This window comes from Streptomyces sp. NPDC093109 (assembly GCF_040701725.1).
Classification (GTDB): Bacteria; Actinomycetota; Actinomycetes; order Streptomycetales; family Streptomycetaceae; genus Streptomyces.
In genome coordinates this window covers 12265-33268 of sequence record NZ_JBFBEZ010000004.1, presented here as the reverse complement: position 1 = coordinate 33268, position 21004 = coordinate 12265, and the positions used below count along the sequence as shown (strand labels likewise).

18 protein-coding genes are annotated in these 21004 nt (G+C 72.2%); 13 read left to right on the top strand and 5 right to left on the bottom strand.

Annotated features, from left to right (window positions below; genetic code table 11):
- The first annotated feature begins 79 nt into the window (after window positions 1–79).
- The 3 genes from AB0389_RS06095 (at window position 80) to AB0389_RS06085 (ending at window position 2726) form a co-directional block, all read left to right on the top strand.
- Window positions 80–805: an HAD family phosphatase gene (locus AB0389_RS06095; protein ID WP_366394121.1), complete on the top strand. Its 726-nt coding sequence runs from the start codon at window positions 80–82 to the stop codon at window positions 803–805.
- Window positions 806–1024: 219 nt separating this feature from the next.
- Window positions 1025–1450, top strand: coding sequence for a hypothetical protein (locus tag AB0389_RS06090; protein ID WP_366394120.1), 426 nt, complete (start codon window positions 1025–1027; stop codon window positions 1448–1450).
- Between the two features lie 121 nt (window positions 1451–1571).
- Window positions 1572–2726 (top strand): DUF5954 family protein, encoded by a 1155-nt coding sequence (locus AB0389_RS06085; RefSeq protein WP_366394119.1) that lies wholly within the window; start codon window positions 1572–1574, stop codon window positions 2724–2726.
- A 19-nt stretch (window positions 2727–2745) separates the two neighbouring features.
- Here the strand turns inward: AB0389_RS06085 and AB0389_RS06080 are convergent, their stop codons facing one another.
- The 5 genes from AB0389_RS06080 to AB0389_RS06060 form a co-directional block, all read right to left on the bottom strand.
- Window positions 2746–3600, bottom strand: a complete 855-nt coding sequence (locus tag AB0389_RS06080) for an endo alpha-1,4 polygalactosaminidase (RefSeq protein ID WP_366394118.1) — start codon at window positions 3598–3600, stop codon at window positions 2746–2748.
- A 124-nt stretch (window positions 3601–3724) separates the two neighbouring features.
- Window positions 3725–4687 carry a carbohydrate ABC transporter permease gene (locus tag AB0389_RS06075; protein ID WP_366394117.1) on the bottom strand — a complete coding sequence of 321 codons (963 nt, stop codon included), beginning with the start codon at window positions 4685–4687 and terminating at the stop codon, window positions 3725–3727.
- Window positions 4684–5835 carry a sugar ABC transporter permease gene (locus AB0389_RS06070; RefSeq protein WP_366394116.1) on the bottom strand — a complete coding sequence of 384 codons (1152 nt, stop codon included), beginning with the start codon at window positions 5833–5835 and terminating at the stop codon, window positions 4684–4686. The genes AB0389_RS06075 and AB0389_RS06070 overlap by 4 nt, the downstream gene beginning before the upstream one ends.
- Before the next feature lie 5 nt (window positions 5836–5840).
- On the bottom strand, window positions 5841–7085 hold the full coding sequence (locus tag AB0389_RS06065; RefSeq protein WP_366394115.1) for an extracellular solute-binding protein: 1245 nt from the start codon (window positions 7083–7085) through the stop codon (window positions 5841–5843).
- A 124-nt stretch (window positions 7086–7209) separates the two neighbouring features.
- On the bottom strand, window positions 7210–8262 hold the full coding sequence (locus AB0389_RS06060) for a LacI family DNA-binding transcriptional regulator (protein ID WP_366394114.1): 1053 nt from the start codon (window positions 8260–8262) through the stop codon (window positions 7210–7212).
- A 137-nt stretch (window positions 8263–8399) separates the two neighbouring features.
- On the opposite strand from AB0389_RS06060, the gene AB0389_RS06055 reads away from it, so the two are divergent.
- The 10 genes from AB0389_RS06055 to argF all read left to right on the top strand — a co-directional run bounded on the left by AB0389_RS06055 (window position 8400) and on the right by argF (window position 20989).
- Complete coding sequence (locus tag AB0389_RS06055) at window positions 8400–10556, top strand: glycogen debranching N-terminal domain-containing protein (RefSeq protein ID WP_366394113.1); 2157 nt, start codon at window positions 8400–8402, stop codon at window positions 10554–10556.
- A gap of 188 nt (window positions 10557–10744) precedes the next feature.
- The gene (locus tag AB0389_RS06050; protein ID WP_114663119.1) at window positions 10745–11140 is read left to right on the top strand and encodes a cell division protein SepF; all 396 of its coding nucleotides are present in this window, start codon (window positions 10745–10747) and stop codon (window positions 11138–11140) included.
- A gap of 24 nt (window positions 11141–11164) precedes the next feature.
- A complete protein-coding gene (locus AB0389_RS06045; RefSeq protein WP_366394112.1) occupies window positions 11165–11521 on the top strand; it encodes a nucleotide pyrophosphohydrolase in 357 nt (118 codons plus the stop codon).
- 157 nt (window positions 11522–11678) lie between these two features.
- Window positions 11679–12194, top strand: coding sequence for a DUF6099 family protein (locus AB0389_RS06040; protein ID WP_366394111.1), 516 nt, complete (start codon window positions 11679–11681; stop codon window positions 12192–12194).
- A gap of 75 nt (window positions 12195–12269) precedes the next feature.
- Window positions 12270–13193, top strand: coding sequence for an LLM class F420-dependent oxidoreductase (locus AB0389_RS06035; protein ID WP_366394110.1), 924 nt, complete (start codon window positions 12270–12272; stop codon window positions 13191–13193).
- Window positions 13194–13291: 98 nt separating this feature from the next.
- Complete coding sequence (gene mmuM, locus AB0389_RS06030; protein WP_366394109.1) at window positions 13292–14200, top strand: homocysteine S-methyltransferase; 909 nt, start codon at window positions 13292–13294, stop codon at window positions 14198–14200.
- 94 nt (window positions 14201–14294) lie between these two features.
- Window positions 14295–15926 carry a 3' terminal RNA ribose 2'-O-methyltransferase Hen1 gene (locus AB0389_RS06025; RefSeq protein ID WP_366394108.1) on the top strand — a complete coding sequence of 544 codons (1632 nt, stop codon included), beginning with the start codon at window positions 14295–14297 and terminating at the stop codon, window positions 15924–15926.
- The gene (locus tag AB0389_RS06020; protein WP_366394107.1) at window positions 15923–18529 is read left to right on the top strand and encodes a polynucleotide kinase-phosphatase; all 2607 of its coding nucleotides are present in this window, start codon (window positions 15923–15925) and stop codon (window positions 18527–18529) included. The genes AB0389_RS06025 and AB0389_RS06020 overlap by 4 nt, the downstream gene beginning before the upstream one ends.
- A gap of 81 nt (window positions 18530–18610) precedes the next feature.
- Window positions 18611–19855, top strand: a complete 1245-nt coding sequence (locus AB0389_RS06015; protein ID WP_366394106.1) for an arginine deiminase — start codon at window positions 18611–18613, stop codon at window positions 19853–19855.
- Window positions 19856–19975: 120 nt separating this feature from the next.
- Complete coding sequence (gene argF / locus AB0389_RS06010) at window positions 19976–20989, top strand: ornithine carbamoyltransferase (protein ID WP_366394105.1); 1014 nt, start codon at window positions 19976–19978, stop codon at window positions 20987–20989.
- Window positions 20990–21004 lie beyond the last annotated feature (15 nt).

The following is a 21004-nucleotide window of genomic DNA, read 5'->3' as shown; positions in this document are numbered from 1 at the left end:
ACGGCATTCCGTGAAGGCATGTGACCGCCCGGAACCAGCGCTGCCGCGAACAGGGCATTCCCGAACGGAAAAAAATCGGATGACAGCTCAACGCATCCTTTCCTGGACCCCCGCCGCCATCGTCTTCGACTGTGACGGCACTCTGATGGACACCGAATGCCACTGGCAGGACGCGCGCATTCTCGCGTTGCGGGAGTACGGATTCACTCCGCTGCCCGGCTTCGCCGAACGCGCCAAGGGACTGCACTACACGGAATGCGGTCTCCTCATGGCCGAGGAGGCCGGCCGGCCCGCACTCGGGGAGGAGATGACCGGCCGGCTGCTCGCGCATTTCCGCGCACTCGTCGACGACAACCCCCTGACCATGCCCGGCGCCCCCGAACTCGTCGCGGACGCGGCCAAGTTCGCGCCGCTCGCGGTCGCCAGCAACTGCCCGAGAGAGGTCGTGGAATCCTGCCTGGACACCGCCGGTCTGCTCGGCTACTTCGGCCATATCGTGGTGCCGGACCACGAGATCAGACCCAAGCCCCACCCCGACGTCTATCTCGCCGCCGCCCGGCTCTGCGGCGCGGCCCCCGCCGACACCCTCGCGGTGGAGGACTCCCACGTCGGCATCCAGGCCGCGGAACGGGCCGGGATGCGCATCCTGGGCGTCGGCCCCTGGCCCGGTGACCGCACGGTGGAGCTGGTCGACCTGTGGGTCCGCTCGCTGGACGAGCCCGAGGTGCGCGGCTGGGCCGGCGGTCACGTACCGACCCAGTTCTCTCCCGCGCACGCGCCCTCGCGGGAAATCGGCCTACCATGAACGACGAGGACATATCCGCCGCCGGTGCTGTGGCCGGAAAGGTTTGCCGTGGGCTCGCGGCGTCCGGTGCGGTGCATCGCAAGGCGGAGGATCGGCCTCGTACGGACGTACTCGGCCGACTCCGACTCCGACAACGCGGCGAGGTGCCGTGCCGGGCGTCGCGAGCCGGTGAACCTTTCCGGTCACAGCGCCGGCCGCCGCGCAGGGAGATGGCCACGGATGGACGAGGACCGCGCCGGCCGTCTTGTCGCCTCGCTGCGCGCCCGGGGGGTGCCGGCCCACCTGGCCCACCTCGGCGTCTACCGGTGCGGGGTGCAGATCGTGCTCCCCAGTGGCGGTGAGGCCGTCTGGGACTTCGACCCCGGGATGGGGCTGCGCGCCGAGGTGGTGGAGGACGGTGTGCTCGTCGGATTCGTCCCGCAGGTGCACGGCTCCGCCGACTTCGCCGAGGAGCGGCTGGTGGAGGTCATCGCCGCCACCCGCTACGACCGCGAGGCGCTGAGCACCCTGGACGGCGGTACGGCGCCGGACGGCACGGGCGGTGGCGACACGGGCCTGCCGTACCGGGACACCGGCCCTGCTTTCCTGTCCCGGGCGCGCCGCCGCCGGCTCCGGCTCCCGCGCTGGCGGGGGCGGCCGTGGTGACACGGCCAGGACCTCCCATGGTTCCGTACATATGTGCGGGTACGGCCGTCCGTCACGCGGTCGGCTGCTGTTTCCGCCGATTCGCCCCGGGCGCCCCGTCCGAGTGGGCATGCTGAGGTACATGGCTGAGCATGGTGAGAACGTGCCCGCGTACCGCACGATCCGGGTGGCGGGCCCGGAGGGACCGGTCGAGGCGGTGGCGGACGCGGCGGCGTGGCAGGCACGCGCGGCGTATCCGGACATCCTCTCGGCCGGCGGCCCGCTCTTCGGTGTGGTGCGCGAGCGCGAGGCCGGCGGCTGGGAGCTGATCGTCCCGTTCTCCGGGTCGGCCCCGCAGGACGCCCGCGACAGCATGGGCGCGCAGTTCCGGATGCTGGCGCAGCGGTGCGAGCGGGACGGTGACACCGACGCGCGCCAGGAGTGCCTGCGCGCGGCGGAGCGGACGGAGTGGGAGACCGACGACGAGATGACCGTCCTCGGCACGCGCTACCGGGTCGCCCGCGCGGAGTGTTTCCTGCGCTCGGGACCGGAAGGTCCCGAGCCACCGCGCCCCACCGACCCGGATCCCATGGAGCCCGGCGAGGCGTACCGGGCCCCGGATCCGTCGGCCGGTTTCGTCTTCGACCCGGTCATCGCCACCGGCATGTCCGCGGGCATCCTCAAGGTCGAACTCCTCTCCCTCGTACCGAAGTCGGGCACCGTGCCCGGCGCCATGCGCGACGACGCGCTGGCCGCCGCGCTGACCCACCCCGGCGGTGTGCTGCTGCCGGCCGCCTTCATGACCGCCGAGAAGATCCATGGGCACTGGCGGCCCAACTCCGTCGCCAACCACACCACACCGCAGAGCGCGCGGGACTCCCTCGCCATGGCGCTGCGCGTGAAGATCCCCTGGAAGCGCGGGCTCGGTCCGCGCGAGCGCGCCCCGTACTCCGCCGCCGCGGACCGTTTCGACGCCGAGCGCGGCGACGAACTGACCGTCGCGGGAGGTCACTTCAGGGTGGTACGGGTCGAACGCCTGGTCCGTATCGGCCCCGAGGGACCCGAAGGGCCCCGGCCCTCCGACCTCGACCCGCAGCCGCCGGTGATGGTCCAGCACCAGCAGGACGTCGAACGCGGCCTGATCCCGGCGGACGGCGGGCCGGACGGCGAGGACGACCCCGTCGAACTCGACCCGAGCACCCGCCGGCTGGCCGCGCTGGTCGGCGAGGAGGAGGCCCGCCGCGAGCGGCTGCGGGCGGGGCGGCGGTCACCGGAACCCGACGGCGATGCCACCTGACTGTGCGTCAAGTCGGCAGTCAGCAGCGCTTGTTGACGTGCCCCGGCTCGCCCGCCGGTACGAGGTCACGGTCGCGCAGGACGATCATCAGCCGCTCGTCCCACTCCCGGCACGCCGCGGTGAGATCCTTCGCGCGGTACTCGATCACCAGCACCTTGTCGTCGTACGCGTCCGCGTAGGCCGCGCACTCCTTGTAACGGGCACACTCCTCGGCGATGGCGAAGTCGAACCCCAGCTTCCGCAGCGGCTTCGCCATCTCCGCCGCGTTCTTCTGCCCGATGGCCAGTCCCGCCCGGTGCGCGCGCGCCGTCAGCAGCTCGGCGAAGGCGGCGGCCTGCGTACGGTCCAGCAGCCCGTCCGAGCGCAGATACGAGTCCAGGTTGTCGGCGTCGATGCCGTCGAACCCGTCCTTCGCACAGCCGTCGAACCAGCCGCCGACGATCTCCGCCAGCCGGTCGCGCCGGTCGGCGGTGGAGATGTCCAGCAGCGGTTCCTGCCAGTCCTCGTCGACGACGACGTCACCGTCCGCGTCGCGCAGCAGCAGATCCGGATGCTTCTTCTCCCACCAGTCGATGGCGTCGGGCTGGGCCTGGTAGGCGTTGACGTAACAGATGTTGTACGCGCCGGACGCCGGATCGGGGTCGGCCGTACGGTCCCGGACCACCGTACGTACGCCCTCGGGCGGGTCGTACGGGCCGCCCAACTGGTAGTCGAACGGCTGATCGGGCAGCTGCCGCACGGAGCCGGCCGTGCTCTTCCCGGGTGTGGGCTTCGAGGCTGCGGGCTCGTCCGCGGAGGTACAGCCGGACAGCGCGAGCGCGAGGGCGAGCAGCAGAGGTGCCACCGCGGTGCGGGTGGCGGGGAGGAACGGCACAGGGGCGCCTTGACGTCGGAGGGGCGGCGGACGCGTCAAGTTTCCCATCGCGCCCACCGCCCCACCGACCCGGTCACTCCACCGACCCGGTCACTCCACCGACCCGGTCACTCCTTCGATCCGGTCACTCCTTGACGGCCCCCGAGTTGGCGCCGTTCACGAAGTAGCGCTGGAAGCAGAAGAACAGCGCCGCGACCGGCAGCGTCGACAGCAGCGCCGCGGCCAGCTTCAGCGGATACTGCGTCCCGCCGCCCAGACCACCTGAGACGAACCGGGCCAGACCCGTGGTCAGCGTCTCGTACTGGCCGGACTGGGTGGCCACCAGGAAGTGCGTGAACTCGTTCCACGAGCCCTGGAACGACAGGATCGTCAGGGTGATCAGCGCGGGCCGCGCCATCGGCAGCACCACCGACCAGAAGACCCGGAACACCCCAGCCCCGTCGACCCGCGCCGCCTCCTCCACCTCGCGCGGCACCGACTCGAAGAACTGTTTCATGATGAAGATGCCCGCCGCGTCCACCAGCAGCGGCACGATCATCGCGGTGTACGTGTCGAAGATCCCGAACGAGTTCAGCACCAGGAACTTCGGGATCAGCAGCGCCACCCCCGGCACCGCCATCACCGCGACGACGAAGCCGAACAGCACCGAACGGCCCCGGAAGCGCAGCCGCGCCAGCGCGTACCCCGCCATCGAGTCGAACAGCACCCGCCCGGCCGTCACCAGCACCGCCACCAGCGCCGAGTTGGAGAGCCAGCGCAGGAACGGCACGCCTTGCGCCGACTCGCTCAGCCCGAACAGCCGCTGGTAGGCGGCCGTCGTCGGGGTGGTGGGCAGCAGCGCCAGCGGATGCGCCGCCGCGTCCGGGTCCGTCTTGAAACCCGTCACCAGCTGGAGCACGAACGGCAGCAGATAGAGCAGCCCGGCCCCCACCACCAGGCCGTACCCCAGCACCCGCGCCGGAACAGGGAAGCGCGTCAGAACGGGCCGTGACCCGGCGCGCGCCGCGCCACGCCGGCGGGCCCGCGCGGCCCGCCGGTCCGCTGCCGTATCCCTCGCCCCGTCCGTATCCGTACCGGTGGCGGTCATCGCTTCCTCCCGGAGCGCTCGCCGCGTTCCCGCAGCGCCCAGCGCTGGAACACGGTCAGACAGAGGATCAGGGCGAGCAGGATGAACGCGATCGCCGCGCCCTGGCCGAAGTCCGCGTTGTCGAAGCCCGAGGAGTACGACAGGAACGCGGGCGTCAGCGTCGTGTTGCCCGGGGCGCCCTGGCCCATCACGTACACCTGGTCGAAGACCTGCCAGGTGGAGATCAGCCCCAGGGTGAGCACCAGGAACAGCACGGGACGCAGCGCGGGCAGCGTCACGTACCGCAGCAGCTGACGGCGGTTGACGCCCTCCAGGGCCGCCGCCTCCTCCAGCTCCCGGGGGATGTCCTGGAGCGCCGCGAGGAAGATCAGCATGAAGGTGCCCGACGTGGTCCAGACCGCCAGCAGGATGATCGTGCACATCGCGACCGAGGGGCCCGACAGCCACTCGAACCACGACAGCCCCATGAACGAGTGGTTCGCCAGCACCCCCGTCGGCTTCTCGGGGTCGACGACACCGAGATCGCCCAGGACCATCGAGAGCACACCGCGCGGGTCGGCGAACCAGTTCGGACCCTTGACCCCGATCCAGGACAGCAGGGAGTTGACCGCCCCGCTGCCCTGGAAGAGGAAGAGGAACACCGTCGAGACGGCGATGGAGCTGGTGACCGAGGGGAAGAAGAACGTCGTCCTGAGGGCTCCCCGGGCGCGCAGGATCTTCTGGTTGACGATCAGGGCGAGACCGAGCGCCACGATCGTCTGGAGCGGCACGGTCAGCAGCACGTAGTACGCGTTGTTCCGCAGCGACGTCGCGAAGAGCGTGCGGTCGAGCCCGTCCTCGGTGAGCAGCGCCCGGTAGTTGTCCAGACCCACGAAGTCGGCCCGGCCGCTGAACGGGTTGGACTGCCCGTCCCAGTGCAGCAGGCTGACCCAGAGCGCCATCAGGATGGGCAGCACCAGGAACAGACCGAGGACGATCACCATGGGGCTGACGAAGAGCCAGCCCCAGAAGCCTTCCCCGCGACGGCCCGCGCGCGGGGCACGGTTGCGGGCCGTCGGGGGCGTACCGGTCGCGCCGGGCGTGTCAGGTTCGCCCGGTGCGCCGGTCGTGCGGGGCGCGCTGCGAGCGCGCGTGGTGCGGAGCGGCATCGGGCTCAGTTGCCCTTCGCGATCGCCTGTTCGCCGTTGCGCTGGAGGTCGGCGAGGATCTTCTTCGGGTCGGCGGTGCGCAGCGACTGGAGGTCGGTGTTGAACTGGCTGAGCACCTTGTCGAAGCCGGCGATGGTCACCGGGCCCTGCGCGTAGGCGCTGCCGTCGACCCAGGCCTTGGCGGCCGGGTGCTTCTCCGCGTACGTCTTCAGCGCGTCGGCGCGCGACGGCATGACACCGAACGCGTCGGCGAAGGCGTTCTGCTGCTCGGCGGAGGTGAGGTACTTCACCAGGTCGACACCGGCCGCCCGGTGCTTGCTCTCCTTGGCGACGCCCCAGCAGGTGCTGAAGGCGAGCGTGCCCTGGCCTGCCGGGCCCGCGGGCAGCGGCGCGATGGCGTACTCGACGTCCGGGTAGTCGAGCTTCATGCCGCCGTCGAGCCAGTTGCCCTCGATGGTCATCGCGGCCTTGCCCTTGCCGAGCGCCTCGCCGCCCCAGCTGGTGTCGACCTGCTTGGCGAACTTCATCGAGCCGGACTTCAGCAGCGACTGGACGTAGGCGAGACCCTCGGCGTTGGCCGCGCTGTCGGCGGTCATCTTCCGCTGGTCCTTGTCCGTGAGCCAGCCGCCGGCCTCCTTCATGAAGACCCCGAGCCGCTGGTACTCGTCGCTGGTGACCAGACCGGTGACACCGCCGCCGGTGAGCTTCGTGGCGACGGACTTCAGCTGCGCCCAGGTCTTCGGGTAGTCCTTCTCCGTCAGCCCGGCCTTCTTCCACAGACCGGTGTTGATGGCGAGGCCGAGGGTGGAGGTGTCCTTGGGCAGACACACCTGCTTGCCGTCGTACGAGAACGAGGCGCGCAGCTGCTCGGAGAAGACGTCCTTGTCGGCTATCTCGTCGCCGTACGGGTACAGCGAGCCGCCCTTGGCGTAGTTCGCGAACTGGTCGGAGTTGACGTAGAAGACGTCCGGCGGCTTGTGGCCCGCGAAGGACTGGGCGAGCTGCTGGTTCATGTCCTTGGCGACCTCGACGGTCACCGAGTTGCCGGACTCCTTGGCGTACGCGGCTGCCGCGGCCTTGACCGCCGCCGTCTCGGCGTCACCCGAGGTGGCGATCAGGACGGTCAGCTTCTGTTCGGCGGCCTTGTCCTGGGCCGTGTCGGCGCCGCTGTCGAAGCCGGACGAGCAGCCGGTGGCGGTCAGCAGCGCCGCGCAGGTGGCGAGGGCGGCGACGGCCGTGCGGGTGACCATGTGTTCCTCCATGAAAGACGGGACATGCGGCTCAGTCGCCCGGAGAAGGGGCGCTGTGAATCGGTGGTGCGGTCGCGGGTGGCCGCTGGTGCGGCCGTTCGGCGGGCGCGCTCCCGCCGGTGGGTCAGCCGCCCGGCGGGGGCGGCGCGCTGTCGCGTACGACGAGTGAGGGGGCGAGCAGCACGCGCCCGGGGGCGGCGTCGGGCCGCGCCATCCGGGCCAGCAGCAGCCGTACGCACTCACGGCCCACGGCCTCCAGCGGCTGGGCCACGGTGGACAGACCGGGGGAGAGGAGCGCGGCGGTGGGCGAGTCGTCGAAGCCGATGATCGCGAGGTCCGTGCCCGGTACGGCGCCGCGGTCGCGCAGCGCCCGGTAGCAGCCCATCGCCAGCGCGTCGCTGGCCGCGACCACCGCCGTCGCGCCCGCGTCGAGGAGCGGCCCCGCGGCGTCGCGCGCCGCGGTGATGTCGTCCACGCTCTCGGCGCGCCGGCCGCGTACCGGCAGACCGTGCCGGCGCATCGCGCGCTGCCAGCCCGCCGCGCGGTCGTCGCCGACGCCGGAGCCGCGCGGCCAGCCGAGGAAGGCGATCCGGCGGTGGCCGAGGCCCACCAGATGCTCGACCGCCGCGTCCGTGCCCGAGGCGCCGTCCACATCCGCCCAGTCGCCGATCTGCCGGCCCGACCACATCCGGCCGAAGCCCACGAACGGCACACCGCGCTTGGCCAGCCAGGCCTGGCGCGGGTCGCCCCGGTCCGTACCGCTCAGCACGAAACCGTCGACGCTGTGCAGATCGAGCAGCTCCTCGTGGCCGTCGAGACTGGCGCGGCCGGGCGGCGAGGCGAACAGCAGGATCCGGTAACCGGCCTCGTCGGCCGCCTCGGACAGCGCGTGCAGGAAGCGGTCCATGACGGGGGCCGAGAGACCGGGCTCGGTGGGGCGGATGCCGTAACCGATCAGCTTGCTGGAGCGGGTGCGCAGCGTCTGGGCCGCGCGGTGCGGCCGGTAGCCCATCTCGTCGACGGCCCGGCTGACGCGCTCCAGCGTCTCGGGGCGCAGCAGCCCGGGGGAGTTCAGGGCGTTGGAGACGGTCTGCGGAGAGACCCCGGCCCGGCGCGCCACCATGGCCAGGGTCACGGGACCGGCCTTTGTCGCAGGGGTGTGGGCGGGGCGGGGCATGACTTCTCCGGAACGTTCGTGTGAGGCGGTTGGTGTGAGGCGATGAGTTTATTGGAGCGTTCCAATGCCATTGTCAACGAGCTGAAGTCGTCGTTAGGGTTCTTGGAACGCTCCAATGACTGAGAGGTTCTGCTCTGTTGTCCACTACTGTCAAGCCCCAAGACGTGATGAACTCCGTCGCGGCGGCCACGGCCCCCTCGGCCGCGGGTCTCCAGCCGTTCCTGCACGACGCGTGCGTCACGCTGTACGCGCCGAGCTTCGCGATATCGCACGCGGACGGGCAGATCGGTCCGCTCGACGGTGGCGCCGACGGCTTCTACCACGGTGACACCAGAGCGCTGACCCGGCTGACCGTCGCCGTCGACGGCATCGCGATCGCGCCCGCCCGCGGCGGCACCGTCGGCGCCGACCGGGCCGCCTTCCGTGCTGTACTGCGCGGCCTCGGCGAGGTGACGGCGGACCCGGCGGTCACCCTGCACCGGCGGCGCCGGATCACCTCCGGGCAGCTGGAGGAGACCCTCGACATCACCAACGCGGGCACCCGGCATGTGGCGTTCCGGCTGATCGTCACCGCCGCCACCGACCTCGCCCCGATGGAGCGCGTCAAGCAGGGCGAAGCTCCCGGCGTCCTCCCGGCGACCGCCAACGGCGCGGGCGACGGTTTCGCCTGGACCGGCGACGTCTTCTCCGTCGGCCTCGCCTCCGCGCCGGCCCCGACCGCCCTCGACCCCGAGTCGGGGCGCCTCGCGTACGACATCGAGCTGGCACCCGGCGCGGCGTGGACCGCCGTACTGCGCTGCACCGCCGCCCACGCGGACGGCGACCAGTTCCCGGCGCCCCCGGCGGACAGCGTGCCGTGGCGCACCCCGGTGCTGCGCAGCGCCGACCGGCGCTTCGACCAGTGGCTGGCCCAGTCGGCCGCCGATCTGGACCGGCTGCGGCTGACCGACCCGGCCACCCCCGCCCAGTCGGGCCCGGCCGACCAGTTCCTGGCCGCGGGCGCGCCCTGGTTCCTCACCCTCTTCGGCCGCGACTCGCTCTGGGCGGCGAGGATGCTGCTGCCGATCGGCACCGGGCTGGCCGCGGGGACGCTGCGTACGCTCGCCCGCCGCCAGGGCGCCACGACGGACCCGGCCACCGAGGAGCAGCCCGGCAAGATCCTGCACGAAGTGCGCAGGGCCGCCCAGGACTTCGACGAGAACTTCTCGCTGCCGCCCTGCTACTACGGCACGGTCGACGCCACCCCGCTCTGGATCACCCTGCTGCACGACTCCTGGCGCTGGGGCCTCGCCCCCGAGCAGGTCGAACAGCTTCTGCCGCACGCCGAATCGGCGCTGGAGTGGATGCGCGCCCAAGCCGGCTCCGACCCCGACGGCTTCCTGAAGTACGTCGACCAGACCGGGCGCGGCCTCGCCAACCAGGGCTGGAAGGACTCCGGCGACTCCATCAGGCACCGCGACGGACGGCTCGCCGCCTCCCCGATCGCGCTCTGCGAGGTCCAGGCGTACGCGTACGAGGCGGCCCGCGGCGGCGCCGCCCTGCTCCGTGCCTTCGGCCGGCCCGGCGCCGACCGCTGGGAGGAGTGGGCGGAGCGGCTGGGCGAGCGGTTCCGCGCCCGCTTCTGGGTGGAGGACGAGCGCGGCGCGTACCCGGCCGTCGCTCTCGACCGGGAAGGACGGCCGGTCGACTCGGTCACCTCGGGCTTCGGGCATCTGCTCGGCACGGGGCTGCTCAACCACGAGGAGAGCGCGCTGCTGGCCGCCCGGCTCAGCGCGCCCGACCTCGACTCGGGCCACGGTCTGCGGACCCTGAGCACCGAGTCCGTCGGCTTCAACCCGTACGGCTACCACATCGGTTCGATCTGGCCGCACGACACCGCGATCGCGGTCCACGGGCTGGCCAGGGCGGGCTTCGCGGAGGCCGCCGCGGGTCTCTCCGCGGGTCTGCTGACCGCGTCGGCGGGCTTCGACGCGCGGCTGCCCGAGCTGTTCGCGGGGCACGGCGCGGCGACCGACGCGGTGCCGTCGCCGTATCCGGCGTCCTGCCGGCCGCAGGCGTGGGCGGCGGCGTCGTCCGTCGTGGTCCTCCAGTCGGCGCTGGGGCTCTCCGCCGATGTGCCCGGCGGTACGCTGACGGTCGCCCCCGCGTTCGCGGAGGCGTACCGGCCGCTGAAGGTGACCGGGCTCGATGTCGCGGGCGGCCGTCTCGACATCTCCGTCGACGCCGACGGCACGGCGCACATCGACGCGCCTGCGGGGCTGGAGGTGCGGCGGGAGCATCCCGCCGCCCGCTGACGGCGCGGCGGACCTGTGGGCCCGCGGGTCCCCGGGGCCCGCGGGTCCCCGAGACCTGCGGGCCCCCGGGCCCGCGGACCGCGCCCGCCGAAGCCGTTCGGCGACCGGGCCGTGTCGCTGATGGGCCGAACGGGTGAGTGACGGGAAGATGGTCGGATGCAGACACAGTGTGCGGGCGGGGTGGTTCGGTGAGCAGGTACGACAGGTACGACGCCACCGACGAGCAGTGGGAGGGACTGGCCCAGGTCGTCCCTCTGCGGGGCCGCGACGAGTGGCCCTCGCGGGTCGACCACCGGACCGTCCCGCGCGAGTACGAGGCGGAGGCGGAGCACCGGCGGTTCATCGTGCTGCGGGTGCAGGTGTTCGGGGACGCGCGTGAGGTCGCCGACCATCTGCTCGCCCGGGTCCCGGTGCTGCTGGATCTGACGAGCGCGGAACCGGATGTCGCCAAGCGGATTCTCGACTTCAGCAGCGGGGTCGTCTTCGGTCTCGGCAGTGCGATGCACCGCGTCGACAAGAACGTCTTCCTGCTGGCGCCGGTCGGCACCGAGGTGGAGGGCGTCCCGGCGGACACACTGCCCTGAGCCGGCGGTGATAGACCTGGAGCCGTGACGACAGACGACAACGATGTGGCGGAACTGCGGCGCCGGCTGACCGAGTTCGCGGCGGCGCGCGACTGGGAGCGTTTCCACACTCCCAAGAATCTGGCGGCGGCGCTGAGCGTCGAGGCGTCCGAACTGCTGGAGATCTTCCAGTGGCTGACGCCGGAGCAGTCGGCGCGGGTGATGGCGGACCCGGAGTCGGCGCACCGGGTGGCCGACGAGGTCGCGGACGTGCTGGCGTATCTGCTCCAGTTCTGCGCGGTGCTGGACATCGACCCCCTGGCCGCGCTCGCCGCGAAGCTGGAACGGAATGAGGTGCGCTTTCCGCCCAAGGCCCGGCAGGACCGGCCGGAAACCGAGTGAGACCCCGCTGATCGTCACTCTGCGGAGTGAGCGAGTTATGCACAACGAGCCAGCTGTCCACAGATTTCCGCAATGCTCTGGCCTTTCCGTCGCCGTTCCCTCACTCTGGGTAGTGGAGTGAGGGAAGCGGGTTGGTCGTACGGAACGGGGGCGGTCGATGAATGCGGAACGGCTCATCGGGGTGAGCCGCCATGCTCTGGCGGGGAGCGCGCAGGCGCTGGAGGTCCTCGTGGAAGCGGCGCAGGCGCAGGCGCTCGCCCAGGTGATCGGCCATCACCTCGCGACCGGCGGGCCGCAGGAGCTGAGAGGCGGGGCCCGCGAGCTGTACGAGGCGGGCGGGCGCGGCTGCGGACTGCCGGACCAGCCGGGACTGGCGGAAGGGGGGATACGGGCGCGCCGGCTCTCGGGCGTGCCGGACGTGCGGGCGGCGCTGGCCGGACTCGCCGCGCTGCTGGGCGAGGTGGGGATCGCGCTGGTCGCGGTGGCGTCCGACACGGAGGAGGAGGCGCTGTACTGGCAGTGCATTGAGGCGATCGACGCGGCCGACGAGACCGGTGACCGGGTGGCCGGACTGCTGCACCGGCTGCTGGCACCGGACCGCGACCGGGAGCGGGAGCGGCTGCGCGCCGGGGAGTGGGGCGAAGCCGTCGACTCACCGGTACGACCGCCCTGAGACCGGCGGGGAAAGGCCGGACGGCCCGCCGGACGGCCGGGCGGGAGGGCCGGGTGAAGGTGCAGGATGGAGGGCATGGATCTGCGAATCTTCACCGAGCCCCAGCAAGGGGCGAGCTACGACACACTGCTGACCGTGGCCAAGGCCACCGAGGACCTCGGCTTCGACGCCTTCTTCCGGTCGGATCATTACGTGAAGATGGGGGACGTCGACGGTCTCCCCGGGCCGACGGACGCCTGGATCACGCTGGCCGGTCTCGCGCGCGAGACCAAGCGGATCCGGCTCGGCACCCTGATGACGGCCGGCACGTTCCGGCTGCCGGGGGTGCTCGCCATCCAGGTCGCCCAGGTGGACCAGATGTCCGGCGGCCGGATCGAACTGGGCCTGGGCGCGGGCTGGTTCGAGGAGGAGCACAAGGCGTACGGGATCCCGTTCCCGAAGGAGAAGTTCGCCCGTCTTGAGGAGCAGCTGGCCATCGTGACCGGGCTGTGGGCGACGGAGGTCGGCAAGACCTTCAGCTATGACGGCACGCACTACCGGCTGACCGACTCACCGGCGCTGCCCAAGCCGGCACAGGCCAAGGTGCCGGTGCTGATCGGTGGACACGGGGCGACGCGTACCCCGCGGCTCACCGCTCAGTACGCCGACGAGTTCAATATGCCGTTCGCCTCGGTCGAGGACACCGATCGGCAGTTCGGCCGGGTACGGGCCGCGGCCGAGGCGGCCGGGCGCGCGGCGGACGACCTCGTGTACTCGAACGCGCTGATCGTCTGCGTGGGCAAGGACGATGCCGAGGTGGCCCGCCGGGCCGCCGCGCTGGGCCGGGAGGTGGCGGAGCTGAAGGAGAACGGGCTCGCGGGCTCGCCCGCCGAGGTCGTCGACAAGATCGGCCGCTATGCCGCGGTCGGCGCGTCGCGGATCTACCTCCAGGTGATGGATCTGGACGATCTCGACCATCTGGAGCTGATCTCCGCGCAGGTCCAGACCCAGCTGGGCTGACCGGGCCGTCCCGCTCCGGTCCCGCGCCACCTGCGAGACTGGACGCCCGGCCAGCCCGAGCGGCCGGAGTACCGAAGCCCGCAGTCCCTGGAGCAACCGTGAAGCCCGTCCGCACCCTCGCCGCCGCACTCGACGAGGAGACCGTCGTCCTCGACGGCGGTCTCTCCAACCAGCTCGTCGCCCAGGGCTGCGATCTGTCCGACTCGCTCTGGTCGGCCAGGCTCCTCGTCGAGGAGCCCGAGCAGATCGAGGCGGCCCACGCGGCGTATGTGCGGGCGGGCGCGCGGGTGCTGATCACCTCCAGCTACCAGGCGACCTACGAGGGCTTCGCACAGCGCGGCGTCGGCAAGGAGGACGCGAGCGAGCTGCTCGTCCGCAGTGTGGAGCTGGCGCGCCGCGCGGCACGGGCGGGGGAGCGGGAGGTGTGGGTGGCCGCCTCGGTCGGTCCGTACGGCGCGATGCTCGCGGACGGCAGCGAGTACCGGGGGCGGTACGGACTCTCGGTGGCGGAGCTGGAGCGGTTCCACCGCCCCAGGATCGAGACGCTCGCCTCGGCCGCTCCGGATGTGCTCGCGCTGGAGACCGTGCCCGACACGGACGAGGCGGAGGCGCTGCTGCGCGCCGCCGAGGGCAGCGGGGTGCCGGTCTGGCTCTCGTACTCCATCGAGGGCGAACACACCCGCGCCGGCCAGCCGCTGGCCGAGGCGTTCGCCCTGGCCGCCGGGGCCGACCAGGTCGTCGCCGTGGGCATCAACTGCTGCGAGCCGGGCGACACGGACCGGGCCGTCGAGATCGCCGCGTCGGTGACGGGCAAGCCCGTCGTCGTCTACCCGAACAGTGGCGAGGAGTGGGACGCGACGGCGCGCGCCTGGCGCGGCGAGGCGGCGTTCGACCCGGCCCGGGTGCGGTCCTGGCGCGCGGCTGGCGCGCGGCTGGTCGGCGGCTGCTGCCGGGTGGGTCCCGACGGGATCGCTGAGCTGAGCGCCCTGACCGCCGGGGCCGCGTAGGCGTTCGCCCGCGCGGGCGAACGGGCGTCGGTGACCGTCCTGCCGCCCGTAAAACCGCTGGTTGTGGCGGGGCCCGGCCGGAGATACTCGCCGGGTGTTCCTTACCATCACGACCACCGGCACCCCGGAACGTCCCGCGACCGACCTCGGATTCCTGCTGCACAAGCATCCCGACCGGGCGCAGACGTTCTCCACGTCGCACGGTACGGCCCATGTGCTGTACCCCGAGGCGACCACCGAGCGCTGCACGGCCGCGCTACTGCTGGAGATCGATCCGGTGGCGCTGGTACGGCGGAGCAAGGGGAAGGGCCGGGGCGGATCGCCCGACGCGGCGCTCGCGCAGTATGTCAACGACCGCCCCTACGCGGCCTCCTCGCTCCTGGCCGTCGCGCTGAGCACGGTCTTCAAGAGCGCGCTGCGCGGCGACTGCCGGGCGCTGCCCGAGCGCGCCGCGAGCCCGCTGCCGCTGCGGATCGAGGTGCCCGCCGTGCCCGCGCGCGGCGGCGCCGACCTGGTGCGGGCGCTCTTCGGACCGCTCGGCTGGGCGACGGTGGACGCCGCTCCGGTGGCGCTCGACGAGCGGTTCCCGGAGTGGGGCGACTCCCGCTACGTACAGCTCGTCCTGGAGGGCGAGCTGAAGCTGGCCGACGCGCTGCGCCAGCTCTATGTCCTGCTGCCGGTGCTCGACGACTCCAAGCACTACTGGGTGGCGCCCGACGAGGTGGACAAGCTGCTCAGGGCGGGCGAGGGCTGGCTGGCCGAGCACCCCGAGCGGCAGCTGATCGCCGACCGCTATCTCGCCCGCCGCCGGACCCTGACCCGGCAGGCCGCGGAGCGGCTGGCGCTGGTACGGCTCGCCGAGGCCGACGACATCGAGGTCGAGGCGCTCGACAACGCCGTCGAGGACACGCCCGTCGAAGACTCCACGGGCGAGGACTCCACGGGCGAAGACACCACGGGCGGGCTCACCACGGGCGGGCTCACCTCGGGCGGGCTCACCTCGGGCGCGGACACCACCGGCCAGGAGGCCGTACCGGAGCCGAAGGAGCCGTCGCTCGCCGACCAGCGGCGCGCGGCGATCCTCGCGGCCCTGCGCGACTCCGGTGCGAGCACCGTGCTCGACCTCGGCTGCGGACAGGGCCAGTTGGTGCAGGCGCTCCTCAAGGACCCGCGCTACACCCGCGTCCTGGGCCTGGATGTCTCCACGCGGGCCCTGACCGTCGCCGCCCGCCGGCTGAAGCTCGACCGGATGGGGGAGCGCCAGGCCGCGCGCGTCACCCTCACCCAGGGCTCCCTGACCTACACCGACAAGCGGCTCAAGGGATACGACGCCGCCGTGCTGAGCGAGGTGATCGAACACCTCGACCTGCCGCGGCTGCCCGCCCTGGAACACGCGGTGTTCGGCTCGGCGCGGCCCGGGACCGTCGTCGTGACCACACCCAACGTCGAGTACAACGCACGCTGGGAGACCCTGCCCGCCGGGCACGTACGCCACAGCGACCACCGCTTCGAGTGGACCCGCGCCGAGTTCCGCGCCTGGGCCGACGGCGTGGGCGCGCGGCACGGTTACGACGTGGCGTACAACCCCGTCGGCCCCGACGACCCCGAGGTGGGCCCGCCCACCCAGCTGGCCGTCTTCCGGCTCCGCCCGCCCGCATCCGTAACCGCATCCGCATCCGTATCCGCCGTATCCGCGCCGGCCCCGAAGGAGGGGAAGACCGCATGACCGACTCTCAGCACACCACCGGCACCACGGACGCCACAGACACCACGGACGTCACAGGCGCGACGGACGCGACGGTCTCCCGGCGCACCCTCGCCGTCCCCGATCTCTCCCTCGTCGTGCTGATCGGCGCCAGCGGCTCCGGCAAGTCCACCTTCGCCCGGCGCCACTTCGCGCCCACCGAGGTCATCTCCTCGGACTTCTGCCGCGGCCTCGTCGCCGACGACGAGAACGACCAGAGCGCCAGCCGCGACGCGTTCGACGTGCTCCACCACATCGCCGGCAAGCGGCTCGCGGCCGGCCGGATCACGGTCGTGGACGCCACCAGCGTCCAGGCGGACAGCCGCCGCCAGCTCGTCCGGCTGGCCAGGGAGTACGACGTACTGCCCGTCGCCATCGTGCTCGACCTGCCCGAGGAGGTCTGCGCCGCCCGCAACGCCGGCCGCCCCGAGCGGGCCACCATGCCCCGCCATGTGATCAAGCGGCACCGCAGCGAACTGCGCCGCTCCCTGCGCGGACTGGAGCGCGAGGGCTTCCGCAAGGTGCACATCCTGCGCGACGAGAGCGAGGTCAAGCGCGCCGAAGTCGTCCGCGAACGCCGCTTCAACGACCTCAGACACCTCACGGGCCCCTTCGACATCATCGGTGACATCCACGGCTGCCGCTCCGAGCTGGACACCCTGCTCGGCAGGCTCGGCTACCGCGACGGGCACCACCCCGAGGGCCGTACGGCGGTCTTCGTCGGCGACCTCGTCGACCGCGGCCCCGACAGCCCCGGAGTGCTGCGCCGGGTCATGGACATGGTCGCCTCGGGCGACGCCCTGTGTGTCCCCGGCAACCACGAGAACAAGCTCGGCCGCTGGCTCAAGGGCGGAAAGGTCCAGCTCACGCACGGACTCGCCGAGACCGTCGAGCAGTTGGAGAAGGAGGACGACGCGTTCCGCGCCCGGGTCGGGGAGTTCATCCGCGGCCTGGTCAGCCACTACGTCCTGGACGGCGGCCGGCTCGTCGTCTGCCACGCCGGGCTGCCCGAGAAGTACCACGGCCGCACCTCGGGCCGGGTCCGCTCGCACGCCCTGTACGGCGACACCACCGGCGAGACCGACGAGTTCGGCCTGCCCGTGCGCTACCCCTGGGCCGAGGAGTACCGGGGCCGCGCCGTGGTCGTCTACGGCCACACCCCCGTCCCCACCACCTCCTGGATCAACAACACCATCTGCCTCGACACCGGCGCCGTCTTCGGCGGGAAGCTGACCGCGCTGCGCTGGCCCGAGCGCGAGCTGGTCGACGTACCGGCCGAGCGGGTCTGGTACGAGCCGGTCAAGCCGCTGACCACCGAGGCACCCGGCGGCCGGGAGGGGCGCCCGCTCGACCTCGCCGACGTGCGGGGAAAGCGCGTGGTGGAGACCCGCCACCTGGGCCGGCTCGCCGTGCGCGAGGAGAACGCGGCGGCGGCGCTGGAGGTCATGAGCCGCTTCGCGATCGACCCGCGCCTGCTCGCCCACCTGCCGCCCACCATGGCGCCGACCGCGGTCTCCGCCGAGGACGGCTATCTGGAGCACCCGGCCGAGGCGTTCGCGCAGTACCGGGCCGACGGGATCGACCGGGTCGTGTGCGAGGAGAAGCACATGGGCTCCCGCGCCATCGCCCTGGTCTGCCGCGACGCGGACGCGGCCGAGGCTCGCTTCGGTGTGCGCGGACCGACCGGCGCGCTGCACACCCGTACCGGCAGGCCCTTCTTCGACGACACCGCCGTCACCGAGGAGATCCTGGACCGGCTGCGCACCGCCGTCACCGCCGCCGGGCTCTGGGCCGAACTCGACACGGACTGGCTGCTCCTCGACGCCGAGCTGATGCCCTGGTCGCTGAAGGCGACCGGTCTGCTGCGCACCCAGTACGCGGCGGTGGGCGCCGCCGCCTCGGCCGCCTTCCCCGCCGTGACCCGCGCCCTCGAAGCGGCCACGGCCCGGGGCGTCGACGCCGCCGCCCTGCTGGCCGCGCAGCGTGAACGCGCCGCCGACGCCGCGGCGTTCACCGAGGCGTACCGGCGCTACTGCTGGCCCACCGACGGGCTGACCGGCGTACGGCTCGCCCCGTTCCAGCTGCTCGCCGCCCAGGGCAGGAGCCTCGCCGCCGTACCGCACGACGAGCAACTGGCGTGGCTGGACCGGCTGGTCGAGCACGACCCGACCGGCCTGCTCCGGACCACCCGGCGGCTGGTCGTCGACACCGGCGACGAGGACTCCGTACGCGCCGGCGCGCACTGGTGGCTGGAGATGACGGAGCGCGGCGGCGAGGGCATGGTCGTCAAGCCGCTCCAGGCACTCGCGAAGGACGCCAAGGGCCGGCTCGTCCAGCCCGGCATCAAGGTCCGCGGCCGGGAGTATCTGCGGATCGTCTACGGCCCCGACTACACCCGCCCGGAGAACCTCCAGCGGCTGCGCGGCCGGTTCCTCGGCCACAAGCGGTCGCTGGCGCTGCGGGAGTACGCCCTCGGTCTGGAGGCCCTCGACCGCCTCGCGGACGGCGAGCCGCTGTGGCGGGTGCACGAGGCGGTCTTCGCCGTCCTGGCCCTGGAGTCGGAGCCGGTCGACCCCCGGCTCTGAGGCGCGCGCGTCCCCCGGGGCGGTGGCGCTCCGCCCCGGGGGACGGTGGTGCGCGCGGGGTGATCGCGTCACGATGGGGGCATGGGATTCCAGGTGAACTCGGAGACCGGGCGGCTGCGCCGCGTCGTACTGCACCGACCCGGTCTGGAGATGAAGCGGCTCACACCGGACAACAAGGACGCGCTGCTCTTCGACGACGTGCTCTGGGTGCGGCGCGCCCAGGAGGAGCACGACGCCTTCGCCGCGGTCCTGCGGGACCGCGGCGTTCAGGTCCATCTCTTCGGCGAGCTGCTCCGGGAGTCGCTGGAGGTGGCGGCGGCGCGCCGGCTCGTACTTGACCGGGTCTTCGACCAGAAGGAGTACGGGCCACTCGCCACCGGGCATCTCCGGGAGATCTTCGACGGGCTGCCGACGGACGAGCTGGTGGAGGCGCTGGTCGGCGGGATGACGAAGCGTGATTTCCTGGAGCGGCACGCGGAGCCGGTCTCGGTCCGCTTCCATGTGATGGATCTCGACGATTTCCTGCTCGACCCGCTGCCCAACCATCTCTTCACCCGGGACACCTCCGCCTGGATCTATGACGGGGTGTCCATCAACGCCATGCGCTGGCCCGCGCGGCAGCGCGAGACGGTGCACTTCGAGGCCGTCTACAAGCACCATCCGCTCTTCGCCGGCCCGGGGGCGCCGGCCGGGGAGTTCCACCACTGGTCGGAGGGGCAGGACGACTATCCGTCGACCATCGAGGGCGGCGACGTCCTGGTGATCGGCCGGGGCGCGGTGCTGATCGGGATGAGCGAGCGGACCACCCCGCAGGCCGTGGAGATGCTGGCGCGCGGGCTCTTCGCGACCGGGTCCGCCCAGACGATCGTGGCGCTCGACATGCCCAAGCGGCGGGCGTTCATGCATCTCGACACGGTGATGACGATGGTCGACGGGGACACCTTCACCCAGTACGCGGGCCTCGGCATGCTCCGTTCGTACACCATCGAACCGGGCGGCGACGGCCAGGAGCTGAAGGTCACCGACCACCCGCCGGAGCATATGCACCGGGCCATCGCGGCGGCGCTCGGCCTGGCCCGTATCCGGGTGCTGACCGCCACCCAGGACGTGCACTCGGCGGCGCGCGAGCAGTGGGACGACGGCTGCAACGTGCTCGCCGTCGAGCCGGGGGTGGTCGTCGCGTACGAGCGGAACGTCACCACCAACACGCACCTGCGCGAGCAGGGCATCGAGGTGATCGAGATCCCGGGCGGCGAGCTGGGCCGGGGGCGGGGCGGGCCGCGCTGTATGAGCTGCCCGGTGGAGCGGGACGCCGTACCGCGGTGACCCGCGGCAGGCTTTCCTCGGGAGTGGGGGGCTGTATAGCAATACGGGGGATCGTATATAGTTACGGTTTCAGTCGTTTCCCCACCGTCCGCCACCCTCACGCGCTCCAGGAGCAGCCCCATGGCGATACACCTCGAAGGCCGCTCGTTCCTCAAGGAGCTGGACTTCACCGCGGACGAGTTCCGCGGTCTGATCGCGCTCGCCGCCGAGCTCAAGGCCGCGAAGAAGGCGGGCACCGAGGTCCAGCGCCTGCGCGGCCGGAACATCGCCCTCATCTTCGAGAAGTCCTCGACCCGGACGCGCTGCGCCTTCGAGGTGGCGGCGGCCGACCAGGGCGCGTCCACGACGTATCTCGACCCGGCCGGTTCGCACATCGGGAAGAAGGAATCGGTCAAGGACACCGCCCGGGTCCTCGGCCGGATGTTCGACGGCATCGAGTTCCGCGGGGACGCCCAGGCGACGGTCGAGGGGCTGGCCGAGCACGCCGGGGTGCCCGTATTCAACGGCCTCACGGACGACTGGCACCCCACCCAGATGCTCGCCGACGTGCTCACCATGACCGAGCACACCGAGAAGCCGCTGACCGAGGTCGCGTTCGCCTATCTGGGTGATGCCCGCCTCAACATGGGCAACTCGTACCTGGTCACGGGCGCCCTGCTGGGGATGGACGTACGGATCGTCGCGCCGCGCGCCTACTGGCCGAGCGAGGAGGTCCGCGCCCTGGCGGAGCGGGCGGCGGAGGCGAGCGGCGCCAGGATCACGCTCACCGAGGACGTCGCGGCGGGCGTCGCGGGCGCGGATTTCATCGCCACCGATGTGTGGGTGTCGATGGGCGAGGCGCCGGAGGTCTGGGACGAGCGGATCGCGGCGCTCGGTCCTTACGCCGTGACGATGGACGTCCTGCGCGCCACCGGCAACCCGGACGTCAAGTTCCTGCACTGCCTGCCGGCCTTCCACGACCTGGGCACCAGCGTCGGCCGGGAGATCCACGCGCGGCACGGGCTGACGGAGCTGGAGGTCACGGACGAGGTCTTCGAGTCGGCGCACTCGGTCGTCTTCGACGAGGCGGAGAACCGGCTGCACACGATCAAGGCCGTGCTGGTGGCGACGCTCGCCGCCCCTCCCGGCGCGTAGGTTCCGGCGGGTGGG

Bases quoted from the DNA above. Each gene is read 5' to 3' on its own strand.
- AB0389_RS06095 (WP_366394121.1), top strand. From the start codon at position 80: ATGACAGCTCAACGCATCCTTTCCTGGACCCCCGCCGCCATCGTCTTC.
- AB0389_RS06090 (WP_366394120.1), top strand. From the start codon at position 1,025: ATGGACGAGGACCGCGCCGGCCGTCTTGTCGCCTCGCTGCGCGCCCGG.
- AB0389_RS06085 (WP_366394119.1), top strand. From the start codon at position 1,572: ATGGCTGAGCATGGTGAGAACGTGCCCGCGTACCGCACGATCCGGGTG.
- AB0389_RS06075 (WP_366394117.1), bottom strand. From the start codon at position 4,687: ATGACCGCCACCGGTACGGATACGGACGGGGCGAGGGATACGGCAGCG.
- AB0389_RS06070 (WP_366394116.1), bottom strand. From the start codon at position 5,835: ATGCCGCTCCGCACCACGCGCGCTCGCAGCGCGCCCCGCACGACCGGC.
- AB0389_RS06065 (WP_366394115.1), bottom strand. From the start codon at position 7,085: ATGGTCACCCGCACGGCCGTCGCCGCCCTCGCCACCTGCGCGGCGCTG.
- AB0389_RS06060 (WP_366394114.1), bottom strand. From the start codon at position 8,262: ATGCCCCGCCCCGCCCACACCCCTGCGACAAAGGCCGGTCCCGTGACC.
- AB0389_RS06040 (WP_366394111.1), top strand. From the start codon at position 11,679: ATGAATGCGGAACGGCTCATCGGGGTGAGCCGCCATGCTCTGGCGGGG.
- AB0389_RS06035 (WP_366394110.1), top strand. From the start codon at position 12,270: ATGGATCTGCGAATCTTCACCGAGCCCCAGCAAGGGGCGAGCTACGAC.
- AB0389_RS06020 (WP_366394107.1), top strand. From the start codon at position 15,923: ATGACCGACTCTCAGCACACCACCGGCACCACGGACGCCACAGACACC.
- AB0389_RS06015 (WP_366394106.1), top strand. From the start codon at position 18,611: ATGGGATTCCAGGTGAACTCGGAGACCGGGCGGCTGCGCCGCGTCGTA.
- argF (WP_366394105.1), top strand. From the start codon at position 19,976: ATGGCGATACACCTCGAAGGCCGCTCGTTCCTCAAGGAGCTGGACTTC.